This is a genomic window from Curtobacterium luteum, assembly GCF_001475545.1.
Lineage (GTDB): Bacteria > Actinomycetota > Actinomycetes > Actinomycetales > Microbacteriaceae > Curtobacterium > Curtobacterium luteum_A.
This window is the reverse complement of the sequence record NZ_LDQC01000010.1, coordinates 1-18,618: the sequence shown is the minus strand read 5'-3', so window position 1 is coordinate 18,618 and position 18,618 is coordinate 1. Positions and strand designations below refer to the sequence as shown.

The following is an 18,618-nucleotide window of genomic DNA, read 5'->3' as shown; positions in this document are numbered from 1 at the left end:
CTCCTCATCGGTGGGACGGCCCCGCGCGTCTCCGTCTCGCGCGACGCCGTCCCACCGATGAGGAGCACCGTGCACGACCACGACACCCACCCGCTCGACCGACACGTCGGGCCGCCCCACGTCGAGCGCTTCCGGCTGACCCACGCGCCGTCCGAGACCCTCTCGGTCGTCTGCACGTGCGCGATCGGCGCCGACCACGACAACACCATCCACCCGGACCGAGCGACACCTGTCCGCTGAGGCGTCCACGGGGGGATACTGGCTGCGTGCGTGAACTCCAAGCCCAGATCGCGGCGGACCTCGACGTCCAGCCGACCATCGACCCGCAGCAGGAGATCGACCGTCGGGTCGGGTTCCTGCGCGACTACCTGCTGACCACCGGTGCGAAGGGCTACCTCCTCGCGATCAGTGGCGGACAGGACTCCACCCTCGCCGGCAAGCTCACGCAGCTCGCCGTCGAGTCCCTCCGGTCCGACGGCCACGACGCGTCCTTCACCACGGTGCGCATGCCGTACCGCGTGCAGGCCGACGAAGAGGACGCCCAGCTCGCCCTGCAGTTCATCGATGCCGATCCCGGGATCACGGTGAACATCGAGCACGGCGTCGACGGGGTCGTCCAGGACACACTTGCCTCCGGTGTCGAGCTGAGCGACTTCGTGAAGGGCAACGTGAAGGCCCGGATGCGCATGGTCGCCCAGTACGCCGTCGCCGGACAGCGCGGCCTGCTCGTCGTCGGGACCGACCACGCGGCCGAGGCCGTGACCGGGTTCTTCACGAAGTACGGCGACGGCGGCGTCGACCTCACCCCGCTGACCGGTCTGACGAAGAGCCAGGGGCGTCAGCTCCTCGAGTTCCTCGGAGCGCCGGCCCGACTCTACGAGAAGGCACCGACCGCGGACCTGCTCGACGACCTCCCGGGGCAGACCGACGAGGCGAACCTCGGGCTCACCTACGCCGAGATCGACGCGTACCTGCAGGGGCACGACGTCCCGGACGAGGTCGCCGAGGCGATCGAGTCGCGGTACGCCGCGACAGCGCACAAGCGCGCCGTCCCGGCGACGCCGTTCGACGACTGGTGGCGCGCGACCGTCGACGCGCGCTAGCAGCGACGACCTGACGGACGGGCGCGCCCCGCTCAGCGGCAATGCGAAGCGTTGCGCGGGGCGCGCCGACCGAGCCTGCGAGGGAGGTCGGTGCGGGCTCGCACCGTGCCTCCCGTCCGTCAGGTGTCAGCCCGTCAGGGCGCCGTGTGGGAGGCGACCGTCGGGCCGGGCCGCAGCACCTCGTTGACGATCGCCTGGATGGCGAACTCGCTCGCCGCCGCGAGGTCCACCGCCTCCGGTTCCAGGAGCCACTGCAGCTGCAGGCCGTCCATGACGGCGAGGATCGCCGCCGCGGCGTGGTCCACCGCCACCGGGTCCTCCACGCCCTCGTCCGTGCAGAGTGCGCGGAATGCGCCCTCGACGTCGGCCCGCAGCGTGCGGTACCGGTGCTCGAAGTACTCGCGCGCCGGGTGGCCGTCCGTCACCGACTCCGCCGACAGGACCGTGAAGACCTGCACGATCCCCGGGCGCTCGCGGTTCCGCAGCGCTGTCCCGACGAGGTGCGCGAACAGCTCCGGGCCGGTCGGCATCTGCTGGTCGTCGAGGTGCGCGACGTCGTCCCGGTCGCGGAACCGGAGCACCTCGAGCAGCAGGTTCTGCTTCGAGCCGAAGTGGTGCAGGACGCCGGCGTGGGTCATGCCCACCTGCTCGGCGATGTCCGCGAGCGTGCCGTTCGTCGACCCCTTCGCCCCGAACGTCTCCGCTGCCGCGCGCAGGATGTCGCGCCGCTTCTGCTCGGTCCCGGGGCGCACGCCGGTGCTGTTCGCAGCTGTCGTCATGGCGCCACTCTCTCGCTCGGTGCCTGGGACGGGAGCGTAACACCGTCGCGAATCGTTACTTGCTTTCTGGTCAGTAAGCAGGTTAGGTTCGGCCGCAGTCGCCTGGAGGCCAGGCCACGGAAACAACGTCGTTCCCGGAGGAAGAAGCAATGAAGCTGACCAAACACCTGATCACGGCCACGGCCGTCGTGGCGCTCGGCGCCCTGGCGCTCACCGGCTGTGCGAGCAACGGACAGGGCGGCGGGTCCGGTGGCTCGGCCGGCTCGTCGTTGACGATCGCGAAGCCGGACGGCTCAGCCGTCCTCGCCACGCAGATCAACAACCCCTTCATCAGCACCGGCTCGGGCATGTCCCTCGGGTACGACCGGATGATCTTCGAACCGCTCGCCATGGTGAACCCGGTCGGGAAGAACGAGACCACGCCTTGGCTCGCCTCGAAGGTCGAGTGGAACAAGACCTACACGGAGCTCACGGTCACCCCGAGGTCCGGCGTGAAGTGGAGTGACGGCAAGCCCTTCACCGCCGACGACGTCGTCTACACGTACAACCTCATCAAGGACAACCCCGCGCTCGACCTCGCCGGCATGAAGCTCACGAGCGTCGCGAAGGACGGTGGGAACGTCGTCCTGAAGTTCAGCGAGTCGAAGTTCGTCAAGCAGGGTGACGTCCTCCAGGTGAGCATCGTTCCCGAGCACGTGTGGAAGGACATCAAGGACCCGACGAAGGACGCCGTGAAGGACGCCGTCGGCACCGGCCCGTACACGATCTCGACGTTCTCGTCGCAGGGTGTCGTGCTCAAGGCACGCTCCGACTACTGGGGCGGCAAGGTCCCGGTCGCGCAGCTCAAGTACCTCGAGTACAACGACAACACCGGCCTGCTCCGTGGCCTGCAGAACGGGGAGACCGACTGGGCGCAGATCTTCATCACGGACTTCCAGAAGAACTACGTCGACAAGGACCCGAAGCACAACGTCTTCTGGGGCGCGAACATCCTCAGCCCGGACATGATCACCGTCAACACCACGAAGGCGCCGTTCGACAACGTGGCCTTCCGCAAGGCCGTCAACATGGTCGTCGACCGCAAGGCACACGCCGAGAAGGCCCGCAGCAACGCCGGCCCCGAGCTCAAGAACGTCACGGGCATCCCGCAGCCGACCGGTGACCAGTACATCGCCGACCAGTACAAGGACAAGGAGTTCTCGATCGACGTCGACGGCGCCAAGAAGGTGCTGACCGACGCGGGCTACACCTGGAAGAGCGGCGCGCTGATGGACCCGTCCGGCAAGGCGGTGTCCTTCACGCTGCAGAACCCGCAGGGCTGGAACGACTACGTCACCGGCATCCAGCTCATCGCGACCCAGGTGAAGAAGACCCTCGGCGCCGACGTCAAGGTCTCGACCCCGGACGCCGACACGTGGACCTCGAACATCGCGACCGGCAACTTCGACGCCGCGCTGCACTGGACCGGGTCCGGGTCGAACCCGTGGCACATCTACGACGACACGATGAACGGCTCGTACCTGGAGCAGGAGAACAACGGCCAGGTCGCCGACAACTTCGGGCGCTACGACAACCCGGAGGCGACGAAGCTCCTCAAGGAGTACGCGAACGCCAGCGACGACGCGACGCGCACGAAGCTGCTCGACCAGATCCAGACGATCTTCGTCGACGAGGTGCCGGCCATCCCGATCGGGACGCACCCGCAGCTCGGTGAGTACAACACCCGCGAGTTCACGGGCTGGCCGAGCGAGGACGACCCGTACGCGACGGCCGACCCGACGACGCCGCAGGCCGTGCAGGTGCTCATGAACCTGAAGCCGGTCAAGCAGTAGTCCATCCGGAACCCGGGGCGGCGCCGAGGCAGCGGCGCCGTCCCGCCTCCGGTGAGCGCGGCGCCGCCACGGCGGGCGCTCGCCTCCACCTCCGGCGAACACGAAAGCGACAAGCACATGTCAGGAACACTCCTGTCCGTGCGCGACTTCTCCGTCGTGTACGACGTGGACCCACCCGTCCGGGCCGTCAAGAACGTCGACCTCGAGATCGGCCGCGGCGAGATCGTCGGGCTCGCCGGCGAGAGCGGCTGCGGCAAGACCACGCTGGCGTACGGCGTCCAGCGACTCCTCCGACCCCCGGCCGTCATCACGAGCGGCTCCGTCACGTTCCACGACGCGGACGGCACCGACGTCGACCTCAACGCCCTCGATGCGGAAGCGATGCGTCGGTTCCGCTGGGACAAGGTCTCGATGGTGTTCCAGGGCGCGATGAACGCCCTGAACCCGGTCGCGACGATCGGCTCGCAGCTCGAGGACGTCTTCGAGGTGCACCGACCGGACCTCAGCCGGGCCGAGCGTCGGCGCGCCGTGGTCGAGCTGCTCGAGATCGTCAAGGTCGGGGGAGCCCGACGGCGCTCCTACCCGCACGAGCTGTCCGGCGGCATGCGCCAGCGCGTGATGATCGCGATGGCCCTCGCACTCCGACCGCAGCTCATGGTCATGGACGAACCGACGACCGCGCTCGACGTGCTCGTGCAGCGCGAGATCCTCAAGCAGATCTCCCAGCTGCGGCACGAGTTCGGCTTCTCGGTCGTCTTCATCACCCACGACCTGCCGCTGCTGCTCGAGATCAGCGACCGCATCGCGATCATGCGCGAGGGCGAGATCGTCGAGCTGGCGACCGCCGAACGCATCTGGAACGACCCGCAGCACCCCTACACCCAGCGACTCCTCGCGTCGTTCCCGCGCCTCACCGGTGAGAAAGGGGTGGTCGCGCGATGACGACCCTCGAGTTCCGCTCCGTCACGAAGACCTACACCGTCCGCGGGTCCGGCCAGCTCCGGGCGCTCGACGCGGTCAGCTTCACGCTGTCGTCCGGGCAGACGCTCGGCCTCGTCGGGCAGTCCGGCAGCGGCAAGTCCACGATCGCCAAGATCCTGACCCAGCTCGAACGGCCGACGAGCGGCACCGTGCTCCTCGACGGTCAGCCCGTCCCGACGTTCGGGAAGGGCCTCCGGAAGTACCGGCAGCAGCTGCGGATGGTGTTCCAGGACCCGTTCGCCTCGCTGAACCCGTACCACTCGATCCGACACCACGTGGAGCGCCCGCTCCGCCTCGACCACGTCGTCCCGTCGCGCGAGGTCGACGCCGAGGTCCGGCGGCTCCTCGAGCGGGTCCGGCTCGACGCGGACGCCGTGATCGACCGTCGTCCGCACGAGCTCTCCGGCGGCCAGCGGCAACGCGTCGCGATCGCTCGGGCGCTGGCGTCCCGGCCGTCGCTCCTCGTCGCCGACGAACCCGTGTCGATGCTCGACGTGTCCATCCGGCTCGGCGTGCTCGGCCTGCTCGCGGAGCTGCAGCGCGAGGAGGGCCTCGGTGTGCTCTACATCACGCACGACCTGGCGACCGCGCGGCACTTCAGCGACGAGATCATGGTGCTCAACCAGGGCCGGGTCGTCGAGCAGGGCCCCGCCGACGACGTGATCCTGAACCCGCAGGACCCCTACACGCGCGAGTTGCGCGCCGCTTCCCCGGACCCCGAACTCCACTTCCGCAGGCTCGCGGAGCAGCAGGCAGGAGGTGCGCGATGAGCGCCACGATCCACGAACCGACCGGTTCGGCCCCCGTCGACCCGACGCTCGTCGGCACCACCGCGGCGGCGGCCGACGGGCAGGGCCGTCGCGTCCCGTGGCGGTTCATCGGCGGCCGCGTGCTCTTCTACCTCTTCACGCTGTGGGCGGCGATCACGCTGAACTTCTTCCTGCCGCGCATGCTCAAGGGCGACGCGGTGCAGGCGTTCATGGCCAGGAGCCAGGGCCAGATCACCCCGGATGCCGAGAAGGCGCTCCGTGCGCTGTTCGGCCTCGACAAGACCGTGCCGCTCTGGCAGCAGTACGTGAACTACTGGGACATGCTCCTGCACGGCAACCTCGGCATCTCGATCTCGACCGGGCTCGCTCCCGTCGGCGAGGCCATCGCATCCGCGCTGCCGTGGACCCTCGGCCTGGTCGGCGTCGCGACGATCATCTCGTTCCTCACCGGCACCGCCGTCGGCGCGGTCATCGGTTGGCGTCGCGGGTCGCGACTCGATGCGCTCGTCCCGGTGACGACGTTCCTCGGGACCGTGCCGTACTTCTGGCTCGGGCTGATCTTCATCGCGGTGTTCTCCACCGCGCTCGGGTGGTTCCCCGCCGGGCACGCCTACGAGATCGGCGTGGAGCCCGGCTGGAACGGCGCGTTCACCAGCGAGGTGGTGTCGCACGCGGTCCTGCCCGTCGTCACGATCGTCATCGTCTCCCTCGGCGGCTGGGTCCTCGGGATGCGCAACATGATGCTGACCGTCCTCGACGAGGACTACATCACCGTCGCTCAGGCGAAGGGCATGCCGAACCGTCGCGTCCTCTGGAAGTACGCCGCGCGGAACGCCGTGCTCCCGCAGATCCAGAGCTTCGCGCTCGCGATCGGCTTCATCGTCGGCGGCACACTCGTCATGGAGATGGTGTTCTCCTACCCGGGCATCGGACTGCTGCTGCTGAACGCCACGAACGCCAAGGACTACGCACTCATGCAGGGGATCTTCCTCGTGCTGGTGCTCGCCGTCCTCGTCGCGAACGTCATCGCCGACGTCGCGTACGCCGTCCTCGATCCCCGCACCCGCCAGACGGAGTCCTGACCATGACCACCGAGAAGACGCCGATCCTGATCAACCCGGTCGGAGCCGGGGCACCGGAGACCGCAGCGGTGGTCACCGACGAGCCGTCCGGACGCGCCGCACGCGGAGCCGACCGCACCTTCTGGTCGCAGCTCCGTGCCTCCATGGCGATGTTCAGCAACCCGAAGTCGGCCACTGGCCTCGTCATCCTCGGGGTGTTCGCGATCGTCGCGGTGTTCGCCCCGCTCATCGCGCCGGCCGACCCGAACGCCCAGAACCTCGACGCGACGCTCCAGCCCCCGTCGTTCCAGCACCTGCTCGGGACGACGCACATCGGCCAGGACGTCTTCAGCCAGCTCGTCTACGGCACCCGCGGCGTGCTCGTCGTCGGGTTCCTCGCGACGATCATGGCGACGGTCGTGGCGATCGCGGTCGGCGTCACCGCGGGGTACCTCCGCGGGTGGAAGAGCGAGTCGCTGTCGGCGCTGTCCAACGTGTTCCTCGTCATCCCCGGCCTGCCGCTGATGATCATCGTCGCGTCGCAGTTCCAGGACCCGCCGCTCTGGGTGGTGGCCGCGGTGCTCGGGTTCACCGGGTGGGCGTGGGGTGCCCGGGTGCTCCGTGCGCAGACGATGTCGCTCCGCAACCGTGACTTCATCCAGGCTGCACGGGCGAACGGCGAGCCGCTGCACCGCATCATCCTCGTCGAGATGCTGCCGAACCTCATGGCGATCATCGCGTCCAGCTTCGTCGGCACGATGACCGCGGCCGTCCTCGGGCTGACCACCCTCGCGTTCATCGGGGTCATCCCGGTGTCGAACCTCAACTGGGGCACGATCCTGTTCTGGGCGCAGCAGAACAACGCGTTCCCGGACTACTGGTGGTGGTACGTCCCGGCGGGTCTCTGCATCGCGCTGCTCGGCGTCGCACTGTCGCTCATCAACTTCGGCATCGACGAGTACGTGAACCCGCGGCTCCGCTCGGCCGGCGAGCGTGCACGCGCGATGAAGAAGCGGGGGATGAACCCGACGGAAGCGGTCACGCAGGTGCGCACCGGGTCGAGCACGGGGGACGGCCCGGGCGGTTCGTGACGTCGGTGCGCTGACACGACGCCGGCCGGGAGGCGCGGTGCAGGTCCGCCCTGCACCGCGCCTCCCGCCGTCGGTACGGCCCGGTAGGGTGGAACGCACAGAACAACACATGCGGAATCCCGGTTCGGCACCCGCCGAGCGGCGGCTTCCGTGAGGGGGAGACATGGAAGTCCTGTTCGCACTCGGCGCCGTCCCGCTGGTCATCGTGGGCGTGGTCGTCCTCGCGGTGATCGTGCTCGTCTACGCCAAGCTCGTCTACCGCAACGCCGGTGCGGACGAGGCGCTCATCATCACCGGCAAGCGGTCTCGCAAGGTGAAGAACGCCGACGGCACCGAGACCGTCGAGTCCGGCATCAAGGTCGTGCTCGGGGCCGGCGTGCTCGTCCGCCCGTTCTTCGAACGGGTCGCGAAGCTGTCGCTGAGTTCGCGGGCGATCGACATCAACGTCAACGCGCAGGACTCCCGCGGCGTCACGATCGACGTCGAGGCGGTGGCGCTCGTCAAGGTGGGCGAGGCGGACGCCTCCATCCGGGCGGCGGCGCAGCGCTTCCTCGGCCAGGAGAAGAAGATCGACGACTTCGCGCGCGAGGTCCTGTCGGGTTCGCTCCGCGCCTCGATCGGCGCGACCGACGTGTCGACGATCATCCGCAACCGCGACCAGCTCACGGTGGCGGTCCTCGACGTCGCGAAGGACGCCCTGCACAGCCAGGGGCTCGACGTCGACTCGTTCGAGATCAAGGGCATCTCGGACCGCAACGAGTACATCAGCGACCTCGGCCGTGCGGAGCGCGCTCGTGTCCGGCTCGAGGCCGAGAACGCCGAAGCGCAGGCCGACCGCGAAGCCCGTGAGGCCCGTGCCCGCGCGGACCAGGCCATCGCCGAGGCCGAGAACGCGCTCGCGATCCGCCGAGCCGCGCTCCAGCTCGACTCCGACCGGGCCTCGGCCGAGGCCGCTGCGGCCGGACCGCTGGCCCACGCCCGCGCCGCCCAGGGCGTCGTGGAGCAGGAGCAGCTGACGGCGCAGAAGCGAGCCGAACTCCGCCGCGCCGAGCTCGAGTCCGAGGTGACCGCCGTGGCCGAGGCGAATGCCCGCAAGACCCGGCTCGAGGCCGAAGCCGCTGCCGGCGCCCAGGTCGAGACGGCCCGCGCGCAGGCCGAGGCCCGACGCATCTCCGCCGAGGCCGTCGCCGCGGAGGCCCAGGCCGAGGCCGAGGCCCGCAAGCTCGCCGCCGACGCCTCGCGCGCCGAGGGAGAGGCAGCGGCCGACGCGATCCGCGCCAAGGGTCAGGCCGAGGCCGACGCCACCAAGGCGCAGGCCGATGCGCTCGCACAGCACTCCGAGGCCGTGCTCCGCGTCAAGGCGATCGAGACGCTCCCGAGCATCGCACGCGAGCTCGCCGCACCCATGGGCAACATCGACAAGCTGACGGTCGTGTCGTCGGACGGTGCCGGGTCGCTCTCGAAGAGCGTGGTGAGCCAGTTCAGCGAGGTCGACGCCCTCCTCGGGACGACGGCCGGCTTCACGCTGAGCGACATCGTGAAGAGCACGACGACCGGTCAGGCCGCCGCACGCGCCGTCGCCCGCGAGCAGGAGTCGGTGGACGCCGACTAGCCGCGGCCGTCCGGCGAGCGGGCGCGGTGGGGGTCAGCCCTCGCCGCGCCCGTCGTCGTCCTGGTGCTCGGGCTGCTGCCGGCCGGCGTCCTCACGCTCCTGCGACAACCGCTGCTGCCACACGACGCTCCGCGCGGCACCACCGAGGACGTCGTCGACGCTGCGGTCGGTCGTTGCAGCGAGCGCGCCGCTCAGTCCCGCGGTCAGGGTGCCGCCCGCCGCAGCGAGCCGCTCGACGACCTCCTCCTGCCGGTCGGTGAGGGGCTCGTCGACGAGGTCGTCGACGGTCTCGCGGATGTTCTGCTCGCTGGCGTCGAGTGACGCGTCGTCCCCCGAGTGCAGGGCGGCGGCTTCACCGACGACGACGAGCCCGAGGCGCGCGGCGTCGTCCTCCGGACGGTGGTGTGCGTGCTCTTCGGTCATGGCGTGGAGGGTACGCGCCGTGGTCGGCCGAGTCTGGACGCCCCGTCCCCCTCGCGTCAGCGCGGGGTCGCGGCCCAGCGGCGGAGCACCCACCGCGCGGCGGCGATGCCCTCGCTCCGCTGGAACTCGCGGATCGTCGGCATCGCCGGCGGCGCCGGCTGCGCGGCCTTCTCGAGGAACAGTCCCGCAAGCGCCGAGAGCACGGCGTCGACGGTCGACCCGTCGAGTCCGGCGAAGACGGGGTGCGTGGCGAGGTGCCGATCGACGTCGTCGTGCTCACCACGGACCAGGGTGTCGAGGAGGTACGTGAGCGGGTCGAGCCAGTGCGCCCCGACGGACGCCCAGGGCCAGTCGACGACCCAGACCAGGCCGTCGGCGTCCACCATGAGGTTGTCGGCCCGGCAGTCGGCGTGCACGAGGTGGTCGCCGTCGACGAGGAGGTGCGCCCCGCGCGCCGCTGCAGCGAACCGGCCCGCTGCTGCCCTGACGTCGTCCGGGACCTCCCCGGCCAGCCCGGCGGCGAGCATGCGCTCCCACGCGGCGAACTCGCCGCGGAGCTCGTCGGCCATCCGGGGGAGCGTGGCGAGCGTGCCGGTCGCACGCGGCAGGGTGTCGAGCGCGTCGAGGACCGCGGCGGTGTCGTGTCCGCGTCCGTCGCCACCCGGATGCCGGCCGTCGACGTCGTCGAGCACCAGCGCGACCCACTCGTCGCCGTCGTGCGCCTCGTCGAACGCGGCGATCAGTCGCGGTGCCTGCACCTCGGGCGGGATCGCCGCCATCACCCGTGCCTCGCGCCGGTGCATGTCGGCGCTGTCGCCGTTGCGGGACCGGGCGACGGTCTTCACGAACGCGCGGCGACCGTCCGCCGTGATCACCCGGTCGGCGCTGCCGGGCGACCATCCCGATGACTGCGACCGCGCCTGGACGACCGGACCACCGAGTGCCGACTCGATCCGTGCCCGCAGTGCCGTCGGTACCTCGGTCCAGCTCGTCCGCCCCATCCCGCCACGCTACCTGAGAAGCCGTTCACCGAACATGCACGATTGCAAACATGCATTGCAAGCAAGCGTGCTGCTGATGTAAAGTTGCGCGGTCTGCAAGTTTGAGAGTAGGGAACCAGATGTCCACTGCCACCGCACCGGTCGAGGTGCAGCGCGGGCGACCGTCGGCTCCGGCGGCCACGCCGGCGAAGCCGATCATGTCGCACCGGCAGATCCTCCTCGTCATCTACGGCCTCATGGCCGGTATGTTCCTGTCGTCGCTCGACCAGACGATCGTCGGCACGGCGATCCGCACGATCGGTGACGACCTGCACGGCCTCGACCAGCAGGCCTGGGTCACGACCGCGTACCTCATCGCGTCGACGATCACGACGCCGATCTACGGCAAGCTCTCCGACGTGTTCGGCCGCCGGCCGCTCTACATCTTCGGCATCGCGGTGTTCATCCTCGGCTCGCTGCTCTCGACGCTCTCCACGTCGATGATCATGCTCGCGGCGTTCCGCGCCTTCCAAGGCATCGGCGCCGGTGCGCTCATGTCACTGCCGCTCGCGATCATGGGCGACATCCTCGCCCCGCGGGAACGCGCCAAGTACCAGGGGTACTTCCTCGCCGTGTTCGGCATCTCCTCCGTGATCGGCCCGCTCATCGGCGGTCTGTTCTCCGGCGCGAACGAGATCCTCTGGATCACCGGCTGGCGCTGGGTCTTCCTCGTGAACGTCCCGATCGGCGTCGGTGCGCTCATCATGGTCATCGCGTTCCTGCACCTCCCGAAGTTCGGCGACGCCAAGGCGAAGCCGCGCATCGACTGGTGGGGCGCCACCTCGGTCATCGTCACGCTCGTCCCGTTGCTGCTCGTCGCCGAGCAGGGCCGCACGTGGGGCTGGGGCTCCGCGGCCGCCATCGCCTGCTACGTGATCGGTGCGCTCGGGCTCGTGGCGTTCCTCGTGATCGAGTCGCTCATGCGGGACGACGCGATCATCCCGCTGAAGCTCTTCCGCTCCGGGGTCTTCTCGATGGCGACCGGGCTCGGCTTCCTCGTCGGGTTCGCGATGTTCGGCGCGATGCTGACCATCCCGCTGTACCTGCAGATCGTGACCGGTCTCACCCCGACCGAGTCAGGATTCGCCACGCTCCCGATGATCGGCGGGCTCATGATCGCCTCGATCGCATCCGGTCAGATCGTCGCGAAGACCGGCCGCTACCGGATCTTCCCGGTCATCGGCACCGCGCTCGTGTCCGTCGGGTACGTCGTCCTCACGTTCATGACGATCGACAAGCCGCTCTGGTTCCTCATGATCGGCATGTTCCTCATCGGCCTCGGCCTCGGCCAACTCATGCAGAGCATCACCCTCGCGTCGCAGAACTCCGTGCAGCCGCGGGACATGGGTGTCGCGACCTCGTCGGCGACGTTCTTCCGCCAGATCGGTGGCACGCTCGGCACGGCCGTGCTGCTCTCCGTGCTGTTCTCGATCATGCCGACGAACATCCTGCACGCCACGGCGGACCGGTCGAACCTGTCCTCGGCGCTCGACGCGGCCCTGAACCCGACGGTCGCCTCGGCGAAGGCGAACCAGGGCGTGATGGACCAGATCTGGAACCCGATCGTCGGACCGGTCCAGGAGAACGTGCAGCAGCAGCTGGACTCCGCATCGACCCAGGCGAAGCGCGCAGCCGACACTGCGGTGACCGAGCAGGTGACCGCCGCGGTCCAGCAGCAGGTCGCGGCCGGCGCCGTGCCCGCAGCGGCAGCGCAGCAGGTCATCGACCAGCAGGTCGCCGCAGCCACGCCCGCCGCCGAGCAGCAGGCCCTCGCCGCCGTCGCGGACAAGGCGCACGCCACCGTCCAGGACGGCACCGTGACCGTGGACTGGTCGAACGCTTCCCAGCGCTCGTACTGGGTCGACGAGCTCACCCCGGAGCTGTCGCGCACCATCGAGGATCAGTCGTCCTCGAGCGGGTCGAGCAGCAGCTCCGAGACGAGCGACACGTCGTACCTCAACGGAGCGGACCCGGCGCTCACCCGTCCGTTCATGACCGGGTTCAACGCATCGGCCGTGACCGTGTACTGGGTCGGCTTCGCGGTGATCCTGCTCGCCTTCGTCCTGAGCTGGTTCTTCAAGGCGCCGCCGCTCCGGAAGAGCTCGGCGCTGCAGGAACAGGCCGACAGCGAGCAACCCGACAGTGAGCGGGCCGCCACGGCCGGCACCCCGGACGACCTCGAGGTCCTGGCGGTCCGAGCAGCCGACACCATGGGCTCTCCCACGGCACCGACCACCGGGTCGATCAGTGTCCAGCGCGACCGTTCGGACGCCTGACCCGACCGGAGCCGTCCGCACCACCGCGGACGGCTCCGGCCCGGTCGGCTCCGGCCCGATCGGCTCCGGCCCGCACGGCAGTGCCTGCGGACTCCGAGAGCGGAAGAAGCAGCAGACCCGGGGCGCCATCCACGACGCCGCGCTCGAGCTCGTGACCGAACACGGACTCGCGGGCGTCACCGTCGAGGAGATCTGCGCGGCGGCGGGTGTCTCGAGCCGCACGTTCTTCAACTACTTCCCGTCGAAGGGTGACGCCGCACTCGGGCTCGGGCCGTCGACGGTCCCGGAGGACGCCCGTGCGGCCTTCCTCGCGGGGACGGGATCGCTCGTCGCGGACTGCTGCGACCTCGTCGCGAGGACGGTGACCCTGCCGGAGGACCGCCGCCGCATGAAGCGACTCGTGCAGGCCCGCCCGGAGATGGTGCCGACGATGCTCCAGTGGGTGTCGGACACCCGTGCCCGGGTCGCCGACGTCGTTGCCGAACGGGTGGACGAGGACACCGCGCGGACCGCGGTGACCCTCGTCATGGCCGCGGTGATCGAGGCGACGCACCGCTACGCGGTGTCGTCGCGGTCCGAGCTCGCGGCACGGTTGCACGACGTGGTGGCGGAGATGGGTCAGCTCGCCGCCTCGGATCGACGGCCGTGAACAGACGGGAGGCACGGTGCGCGTCGGACGCGCACCGTGCCTCCCGTCTGCTGCCCGCTTCAGCGGGTGCGCGCTCCGCGCCCGGCGAACCGCGTGTAGATGAACAGCACGATGATGGCGCCGATGATCGACCCGATGATGCCGGCGGGCTGGAAGAACCCGTCGTTCCCGTCGTGGTTGAAGATCAGGTAGCCGAGGAAGCCGCCGACGAACGACCCGACGATCCCGAGGACGATGGTCATCAGGATGCCGATGTTCTGCTTGCCGGGGATGACCAGGCGCGCGATCGCGCCGGCGATGAGTCCGATGATGATCAGGCTGACGATGAGACCGAGCACGGTGTGCCTCCTTGTGTGGGGGAAGACGTGCTCGGTGGGTACCGTGCACGACCAGCCCCAGAGACAACTCCCTGCCCGCTCGGCGTCCTCCCAGGAAGCCGCAGCGGGGGCGGTCAGACCAGCCCGGAGGCCTCCAGCTCACCGCGGAGTTCGGCGTCGGACGGCTCCACGAAGTGCTTGCCGTCCGGGAGCACCACGACGGGGATGTTCTTCCGGCCGCTGATCGCCTCGGCGCGGTCGGCGGCGGTCAGGTCGGCCTCGACGTCGACGTAGTCGTAGTCGATCCCGAGTCCGTCGAGCAGAGCCTTGGAGCGCCGGCAGTCGCGGCACCAGTCCGCGCCGAACATGGTCACCTTGTCGAACGTCGCTTCAGCCATGCGGGGTACGACGCTCGACGGCCGCCGTGCATTCCCCGACACGCAGCAGGACCGAGGGAGCACCATCGAGCGATGAGCCTCCCACTCGACGCGGTGCACCCGCACCACCGCCACGGCTGGTGGTGGAAGACCCTCCTGGCCGGCTTCCTGCTGTGGGTCGTCACGATCGTCGTCACGGTCGTGACACAGAACACGAACCTCGTGCCGACGATCATCCTGCTCGGCAGCTTCCTCGTCCCGTTCACGGTCGTGCTCCTCGTCATCGAGCGGGTCACGGGCACGATCAGCACGATGCAGCTCGTCACGGCGTTCTTCGTCGGCGGGATCCTCGGCGTCCTCGGCGCATCGCTCCTCGAGGCGAACCTCCGGCAGGACGCGCTCCTGTACGTCGCGGTCGGGTTCGTCGAGGAGTTCGTCAAGGGCGTGCTGCTCGTGGTCGTCGCCTGGCGCGTCCGGCCGAAGACGGCGCGGCAGGGTGCGCTCCTCGGCGCCACGGTCGGCGCGGGCTTCGCGGCGTTCGAGTCCGCCGGGTACGCGTTCAACGCCGCGATCACCGCGCGCGGCATCGATCTCGTGTCGCTCCTGCAGACCGAGGTCGTCCGGGCGATCCTGTCGCCGGTCGGTCACGTGCTCTGGACCGCTATCCTCGGTGCCGTCCTCTTCGGTGCGGCGCGCGGAGGGGTCCGACTCCGCTGGTCCTGGGGCGTCCTCGTCGCGTACGTCGGGGTGTCGCTCCTGCACGGGTTGTGGGACAGCAACTCGACCATCGCGACCCTCCTCGCCTTCGTGTTCACCGGCACGCCGCTCTCCGCGGCGCGCGGCCAGTACGTGCCGGCCGAGGTGGCGGGGCTCTCGACGACGCTGTACGTCGCGGGACTCGCGGTCGTCACCGCGGTCGGGGTGGCCGTCCTCGTGAGCGTCCTCGTCCGGCACCGTCGGCAGGACCGGGCGCTGGTCGCCGCCCTCCCGGACCGGACGGACGCCTCCGTGCCGGGCCGGATCGATGCCGTGGCTGCGCCGCCGTGGCTGTCCGGTGCGTCGGACGCCAGCGCGCCCGACTGGGAACGCACGCCGCCGCCGCACGCGCACTGACCCGGACGCCGGTGCGACCCGCGCGCCCTACGATGGCCCCATGCCGCAGCGACCCGACCCCGCGCGGGCCGCCTGGGCCTCCGCAGCCGTCCGCCGGTTCGCCGCCGCCACGAACCTCCTCGTCGCCGCGCGCCGCTTCCGCGTCGTCGGGGGCGACCCCGCCGACGTCACCGCCCTCACCGCACTCCTGACCGGACTCGGCGCCCGGCCCGCCGGTGACCGGGAACCCGTCGACCAGCTCTGGTGCCTCGGCGACCCCGACGAGACCACGCCCGCCGTCGAACGCGAGGCCGACCGACCCCGCGGCGCCGCTCTCGTCGTGATCGACGCCGGCCGACACCTCCCCGCGGTGGACGAGGACGCGTTCGGCCCGGTCGTCCCCGTCCGACCAGGCGTCCTCGGCGTGCCGGCGCTGTCCGACGACGTCTTCCTCGTGTCGACCGGCCGCGACCCCGAGACCGACCCGGCCGCCGAGGCCCGCGTGCGGTGGGCGAGGCGCTGGATGCCGGTGTCGCGGGCGGTGGCGCGCGAGCTCGGGGACGGCGGACTGCTCCGAGGCACCCGCGTCGCCGTCGCCATGGTGCTCGAACCGAAGACCGCGGTGCTCGCGCTCCTCCTGCGTGACGCCGGCGCCGAGGTCGTCGTGTACGCCCACGCCGACGAGACCGACGACGCGGTCGCCGAGGTCCTCCGCGCCGCCGGGCTCCCCGTGTTCGCCCGCGCCGACGTGTCGCTCGCCGAGCAGAAGGCACTCGCCCTCGCGATGCTCGACACGGCGCCGCACATCGTCCTCGACGACGGCTCACACGTCATCCGCCTGCTCCACCAGGAGCGGCCGGAGCTGCTCCCCGTGATGCTCGGTGCGGCCGAGGAGACCACGAGCGGACTCCGCCCGCTCCGCACCATGGGGGAGCGCGGCACCCTGGGCATCCCCGTCGTCGCCGTCAACGACGCCCGCACCAAGACCTTCTTCGACAACCGGTACGGCACGGGGCAGTCGACGGTGTTCGCGACGCTCGACCTGGTCGACCGGCTCGCACCCGACGCGCGCCGGCTCACACCCGACGCGCACCGGGTCCGCCCGGGAGGCACGGCTGTCGTCGCCGGGTTCGGCCCGGTCGGCGAGGGGGTCGCGATGGTCCTCCGGGCGCTCGGCTTCGTCGTCGTGGTCGCCGAGACCGACCCGGTGCGCGCCCTGCAGGCCGCCTTCGCCGGCCACGTCGTCGCCCCGCTCGCCGACGCCGTCCGGGACGCCGACCTCGTCGTCAGCGCCACCGGGGTCCGGGACACGCTCTCGCTGGAGGTCCTGCGTGCGACGGCGGCGGGTGCGGTCGTCTCGGTCGCGGGTGGCGTGGAGCAGGAGGTCGCCGTCGAGGCCGCGCTCGCCGCCGGCGCCGTCGCCACGACCGAGGCCCCCGACGTCGAGCGGTTCACCTTCCCGGACGGCCACCACGTCGTCGTGCTCGACCGCGGCGGGTGCATCAACGTGACGGCCGCCGAGGGCAACCCCGTCGAGATCATGGACCTGTCCTTCGCCGTGCAGCTCGGCGCCGTCCGCATGCTCCTGGAACGCGGGGACGAGCTCGACCGCGCGGTCGTGCCGATCGACCCCGTGGTGGACGACGCAACCGCCCGCGCGGCGCTCGCCGCGTTCGGGACCGGACCCGTGCCTCCCGGCCGACTCGGCGAGCACCCGGCGGACCGCGAGCCCGACGCCCGGACCCACCGTTTCGGGGACCCGTCGTGAGCGTGGTCGTCCACTCCGCTCGGGTCGTCGTCCCGATGACCGCGCCGCCCATCGCCGACGGTGCGGTCGCCGTCCAGGGCGACCGCATCCTGCACGTCGGCGACCGGTCGTGGGTCGTCGACCAGCTCGCCGCGAGCGGTGTGCCGTCGACCGAGCGCCGCTGGCGAGGTGCGCTCCTGCCCGGGCTCGTCAACGCGCACACACACTTGCAGTACACCGGCATGGCGGGTGTCGGACGCGGCCAGTACGACGGGTTCGAGGACTGGGCGGCCGCGTTCAACACCGAGTACGCGGAGCCGCACGACTGGCGGGCCGAGGCAGCCGACGGCGCACGCGCGTCGCTCCTGGCCGGGGTCACGAGTGTCGCGGACGTCGTCACCGACATCGAGGCGGCGACCGCCCTCGGGGACGCCGGGCTCGGCGGCATCGCCTACTGGGAGGTGATGGACTGGGAGAACGCCGCGTGGCAGGAGCACGGTCGTGACCAGGTGCTCGCCGAACTCGCCCGGATCCCCACCGCTCCCGGCGCCGGACTCTCGCCGCACGCGCCGTACTCGCTCGACGTCGGCCCGCTGCTCGAGCTCCCCGACATCGTCCGGCAACGCGGACTCCGCCTGCACCTGCACCTCGGCGAAGCGGCCTTCGAGGGCGAGCGGACCGCGATCGAACCGGTCCCGGGACTCGACGGTGTCGTCGGCGTCGGGCACGGAGCGGACTGGCACCTCGCGAACGTGCCCTCGTTCCGTGCGATGCGGGCCCTCGGCTTCGGCGCGAGCGCGACGTCGTTCGTCGATCGGCTCGGCGTGCTCGGGCCGGACTGCCACGTCGCACACGGGGTGTACATGACGGCTGCCGACCGGGCGCTGCTCCGGGCCCGGGGCACGGCCGTCGCGCTCTGTCCCCGCTCGAACGCCGTGATCGGACTCGACCCGCCGCCCGTCGCCGACTACCTGCGCGAGGGCAGCCCGATCGCGATCGGCACCGACTCGCTGTCCTCGTCGCCGTCCCTCGACCTGATGGCGGACGTCACCGCGCTGCACCGGATCGCCCGCGCCCAGGGCTACCGCGGGCACGACCTGCACGAGCGGCTGCTCGCCGCGGCGACCCTCGGCGGCGCGCACGCGATGGGGCTCGCCGTCGGCCCGGACCGGGTCGGGCACCTCGCCGTCGGCGCCCGAGCGGACCTCGCGGTGTTCGACGTCGACGCCCGCACCGTGCCGGACGCGCTCGCCGAGCTCGTGGAGGACGGCGCCGGTCGCGCCGTCGCCACCGTGGTCCGGGGTGTGGTGCGGTCGGTCGACGGCGCGGTCGTCGGGCACACCGGACCGCCGTCCGCGGCGTCGTCCGCCCGGTCGTCGTCCGTCCAGCTGTCGGCCGCCCATCCGTCGGCCGCCCATCCGTCGGCCGCCCATCCGTCGTCCGCCCATCCGTCGTCCGCCCACCCGTC

General features: G+C 70.9%; 18 protein-coding genes. 13 read left to right on the top strand and 5 right to left on the bottom strand.

Annotation, left to right across the window (positions count from 1 at the left end; genetic code table 11):
• Together NS184_RS18140 and nadE are read left to right on the top strand one after the other, a co-directional pair.
• Nucleotides 1–240 (top strand): hypothetical protein (locus NS184_RS18140; protein WP_058724455.1); only part of this gene is annotated, 240 nt, incomplete at its 5' end.
• Nucleotides 241–266: 26 nt separating this feature from the next.
• Entirely contained in the window at nt 267–1,103 is an 837-nt protein-coding gene (gene nadE / locus NS184_RS01905; protein ID WP_058724454.1) for an ammonia-dependent NAD(+) synthetase, read from the top strand.
• A gap of 134 nt (nt 1,104–1,237) precedes the next feature.
• Here the strand turns inward: nadE and NS184_RS01900 are convergent, their stop codons facing one another.
• Entirely contained in the window at nt 1,238–1,882 is a 645-nt protein-coding gene (locus NS184_RS01900; protein ID WP_058724453.1) for a TetR/AcrR family transcriptional regulator, read from the bottom strand.
• Nucleotides 1,883–2,031: 149 nt separating this feature from the next.
• On the opposite strand from NS184_RS01900, the gene NS184_RS01895 reads away from it, so the two are divergent.
• From NS184_RS01895 to NS184_RS01870, 6 genes are all read left to right on the top strand, one after another.
• Nucleotides 2,032–3,714, top strand: coding sequence for an ABC transporter substrate-binding protein (locus NS184_RS01895; RefSeq protein WP_058724452.1), 1,683 nt, complete (start codon nt 2,032–2,034; stop codon nt 3,712–3,714).
• Between the two features lie 117 nt (nt 3,715–3,831).
• The gene (locus tag NS184_RS01890) at nt 3,832–4,656 is read left to right on the top strand and encodes an ABC transporter ATP-binding protein (protein ID WP_058724451.1); all 825 of its coding nucleotides are present in this window, start codon (nt 3,832–3,834) and stop codon (nt 4,654–4,656) included.
• The gene (locus NS184_RS01885; protein WP_058724450.1) at nt 4,653–5,465 is read left to right on the top strand and encodes an ABC transporter ATP-binding protein; all 813 of its coding nucleotides are present in this window, start codon (nt 4,653–4,655) and stop codon (nt 5,463–5,465) included. Before NS184_RS01890 ends, NS184_RS01885 begins: the two co-directional genes overlap by 4 nt.
• Nucleotides 5,462–6,547: an ABC transporter permease gene (locus NS184_RS01880; RefSeq protein ID WP_083513368.1), complete on the top strand. Its 1,086-nt coding sequence runs from the start codon at nt 5,462–5,464 to the stop codon at nt 6,545–6,547. Before NS184_RS01885 ends, NS184_RS01880 begins: the two co-directional genes overlap by 4 nt.
• Before the next feature lie 2 nt (nt 6,548–6,549).
• The gene (locus NS184_RS01875; protein ID WP_083513367.1) at nt 6,550–7,617 is read left to right on the top strand and encodes an ABC transporter permease; all 1,068 of its coding nucleotides are present in this window, start codon (nt 6,550–6,552) and stop codon (nt 7,615–7,617) included.
• Between the two features lie 163 nt (nt 7,618–7,780).
• On the top strand, nt 7,781–9,229 hold the full coding sequence (locus NS184_RS01870) for an SPFH domain-containing protein (protein ID WP_058724449.1): 1,449 nt from the start codon (nt 7,781–7,783) through the stop codon (nt 9,227–9,229).
• Between the two features lie 33 nt (nt 9,230–9,262).
• On the opposite strand, the gene NS184_RS01865 is transcribed toward NS184_RS01870, so the two are convergent.
• Both NS184_RS01865 and NS184_RS01860 read right to left on the bottom strand, forming a co-directional pair.
• Nucleotides 9,263–9,652, bottom strand: a complete 390-nt coding sequence (locus NS184_RS01865; RefSeq protein WP_058724448.1) for a hypothetical protein — start codon at nt 9,650–9,652, stop codon at nt 9,263–9,265.
• Nucleotides 9,653–9,708: 56 nt separating this feature from the next.
• The gene (locus tag NS184_RS01860; protein WP_058724447.1) at nt 9,709–10,653 is read right to left on the bottom strand and encodes a phosphotransferase; all 945 of its coding nucleotides are present in this window, start codon (nt 10,651–10,653) and stop codon (nt 9,709–9,711) included.
• Nucleotides 10,654–10,772: 119 nt separating this feature from the next.
• On the opposite strand from NS184_RS01860, the gene NS184_RS01855 reads away from it, so the two are divergent.
• Nucleotides 10,773–12,968, top strand: a complete 2,196-nt coding sequence (locus NS184_RS01855; RefSeq protein WP_193750366.1) for an MDR family MFS transporter — start codon at nt 10,773–10,775, stop codon at nt 12,966–12,968.
• Entirely contained in the window at nt 12,940–13,617 is a 678-nt protein-coding gene (locus tag NS184_RS01850) for a TetR/AcrR family transcriptional regulator (RefSeq protein ID WP_058724446.1), read from the top strand. The genes NS184_RS01855 and NS184_RS01850 overlap by 29 nt, the downstream gene beginning before the upstream one ends.
• 59 nt (nt 13,618–13,676) lie before the next feature.
• Here the strand turns inward: NS184_RS01850 and NS184_RS01845 are convergent, their stop codons facing one another.
• Nucleotides 13,677–13,955 (bottom strand): GlsB/YeaQ/YmgE family stress response membrane protein, encoded by a 279-nt coding sequence (locus NS184_RS01845; protein ID WP_058724445.1) that lies wholly within the window; start codon nt 13,953–13,955, stop codon nt 13,677–13,679.
• Nucleotides 13,956–14,068: 113 nt separating this feature from the next.
• Entirely contained in the window at nt 14,069–14,332 is a 264-nt protein-coding gene (locus tag NS184_RS01840) for a glutaredoxin family protein (protein ID WP_058724444.1), read from the bottom strand.
• A gap of 72 nt (nt 14,333–14,404) precedes the next feature.
• Between NS184_RS01840 and NS184_RS01835 the strand changes: the two genes are divergently transcribed.
• The 3 genes from NS184_RS01835 to NS184_RS01825 all read left to right on the top strand — a co-directional run.
• Nucleotides 14,405–15,424 carry a PrsW family intramembrane metalloprotease gene (locus NS184_RS01835; RefSeq protein WP_083513366.1) on the top strand — a complete coding sequence of 340 codons (1,020 nt, stop codon included), beginning with the start codon at nt 14,405–14,407 and terminating at the stop codon, nt 15,422–15,424.
• Nucleotides 15,425–15,464: 40 nt separating this feature from the next.
• Nucleotides 15,465–17,171, top strand: coding sequence for an adenosylhomocysteinase (locus tag NS184_RS01830; RefSeq protein WP_058724443.1), 1,707 nt, complete (start codon nt 15,465–15,467; stop codon nt 17,169–17,171).
• On the top strand, nt 17,168–18,618 hold a 1,451-nt coding region (locus NS184_RS01825; RefSeq protein ID WP_242862939.1), incomplete at its 3' end, for an amidohydrolase family protein. The genes NS184_RS01830 and NS184_RS01825, both read left to right, overlap by 4 nt.

What these genes read in the sequence shown, in the direction of transcription:
- NS184_RS01900 (WP_058724453.1), bottom strand. Translation starts at nt 1,882, where the DNA reads ATGACGACAGCTGCGAACAGCACCGGCGTGCGCCCCGGGACCGAGCAG.
- NS184_RS01895 (WP_058724452.1), top strand. Translation starts at nt 2,032, where the DNA reads ATGAAGCTGACCAAACACCTGATCACGGCCACGGCCGTCGTGGCGCTC.
- NS184_RS01890 (WP_058724451.1), top strand. Translation starts at nt 3,832, where the DNA reads ATGTCAGGAACACTCCTGTCCGTGCGCGACTTCTCCGTCGTGTACGAC.
- NS184_RS01885 (WP_058724450.1), top strand. Translation starts at nt 4,653, where the DNA reads ATGACGACCCTCGAGTTCCGCTCCGTCACGAAGACCTACACCGTCCGC.
- NS184_RS01880 (WP_083513368.1), top strand. Translation starts at nt 5,462, where the DNA reads ATGAGCGCCACGATCCACGAACCGACCGGTTCGGCCCCCGTCGACCCG.
- NS184_RS01875 (WP_083513367.1), top strand. Translation starts at nt 6,550, where the DNA reads ATGACCACCGAGAAGACGCCGATCCTGATCAACCCGGTCGGAGCCGGG.
- NS184_RS01870 (WP_058724449.1), top strand. Translation starts at nt 7,781, where the DNA reads ATGGAAGTCCTGTTCGCACTCGGCGCCGTCCCGCTGGTCATCGTGGGC.
- NS184_RS01865 (WP_058724448.1), bottom strand. Translation starts at nt 9,652, where the DNA reads ATGACCGAAGAGCACGCACACCACCGTCCGGAGGACGACGCCGCGCGC.
- NS184_RS01860 (WP_058724447.1), bottom strand. Translation starts at nt 10,653, where the DNA reads ATGGGGCGGACGAGCTGGACCGAGGTACCGACGGCACTGCGGGCACGG.
- NS184_RS01855 (WP_193750366.1), top strand. Translation starts at nt 10,773, where the DNA reads ATGTCCACTGCCACCGCACCGGTCGAGGTGCAGCGCGGGCGACCGTCG.
- NS184_RS01840 (WP_058724444.1), bottom strand. Translation starts at nt 14,332, where the DNA reads ATGGCTGAAGCGACGTTCGACAAGGTGACCATGTTCGGCGCGGACTGG.
- NS184_RS01835 (WP_083513366.1), top strand. Translation starts at nt 14,405, where the DNA reads ATGAGCCTCCCACTCGACGCGGTGCACCCGCACCACCGCCACGGCTGG.
- NS184_RS01830 (WP_058724443.1), top strand. Translation starts at nt 15,465, where the DNA reads ATGCCGCAGCGACCCGACCCCGCGCGGGCCGCCTGGGCCTCCGCAGCC.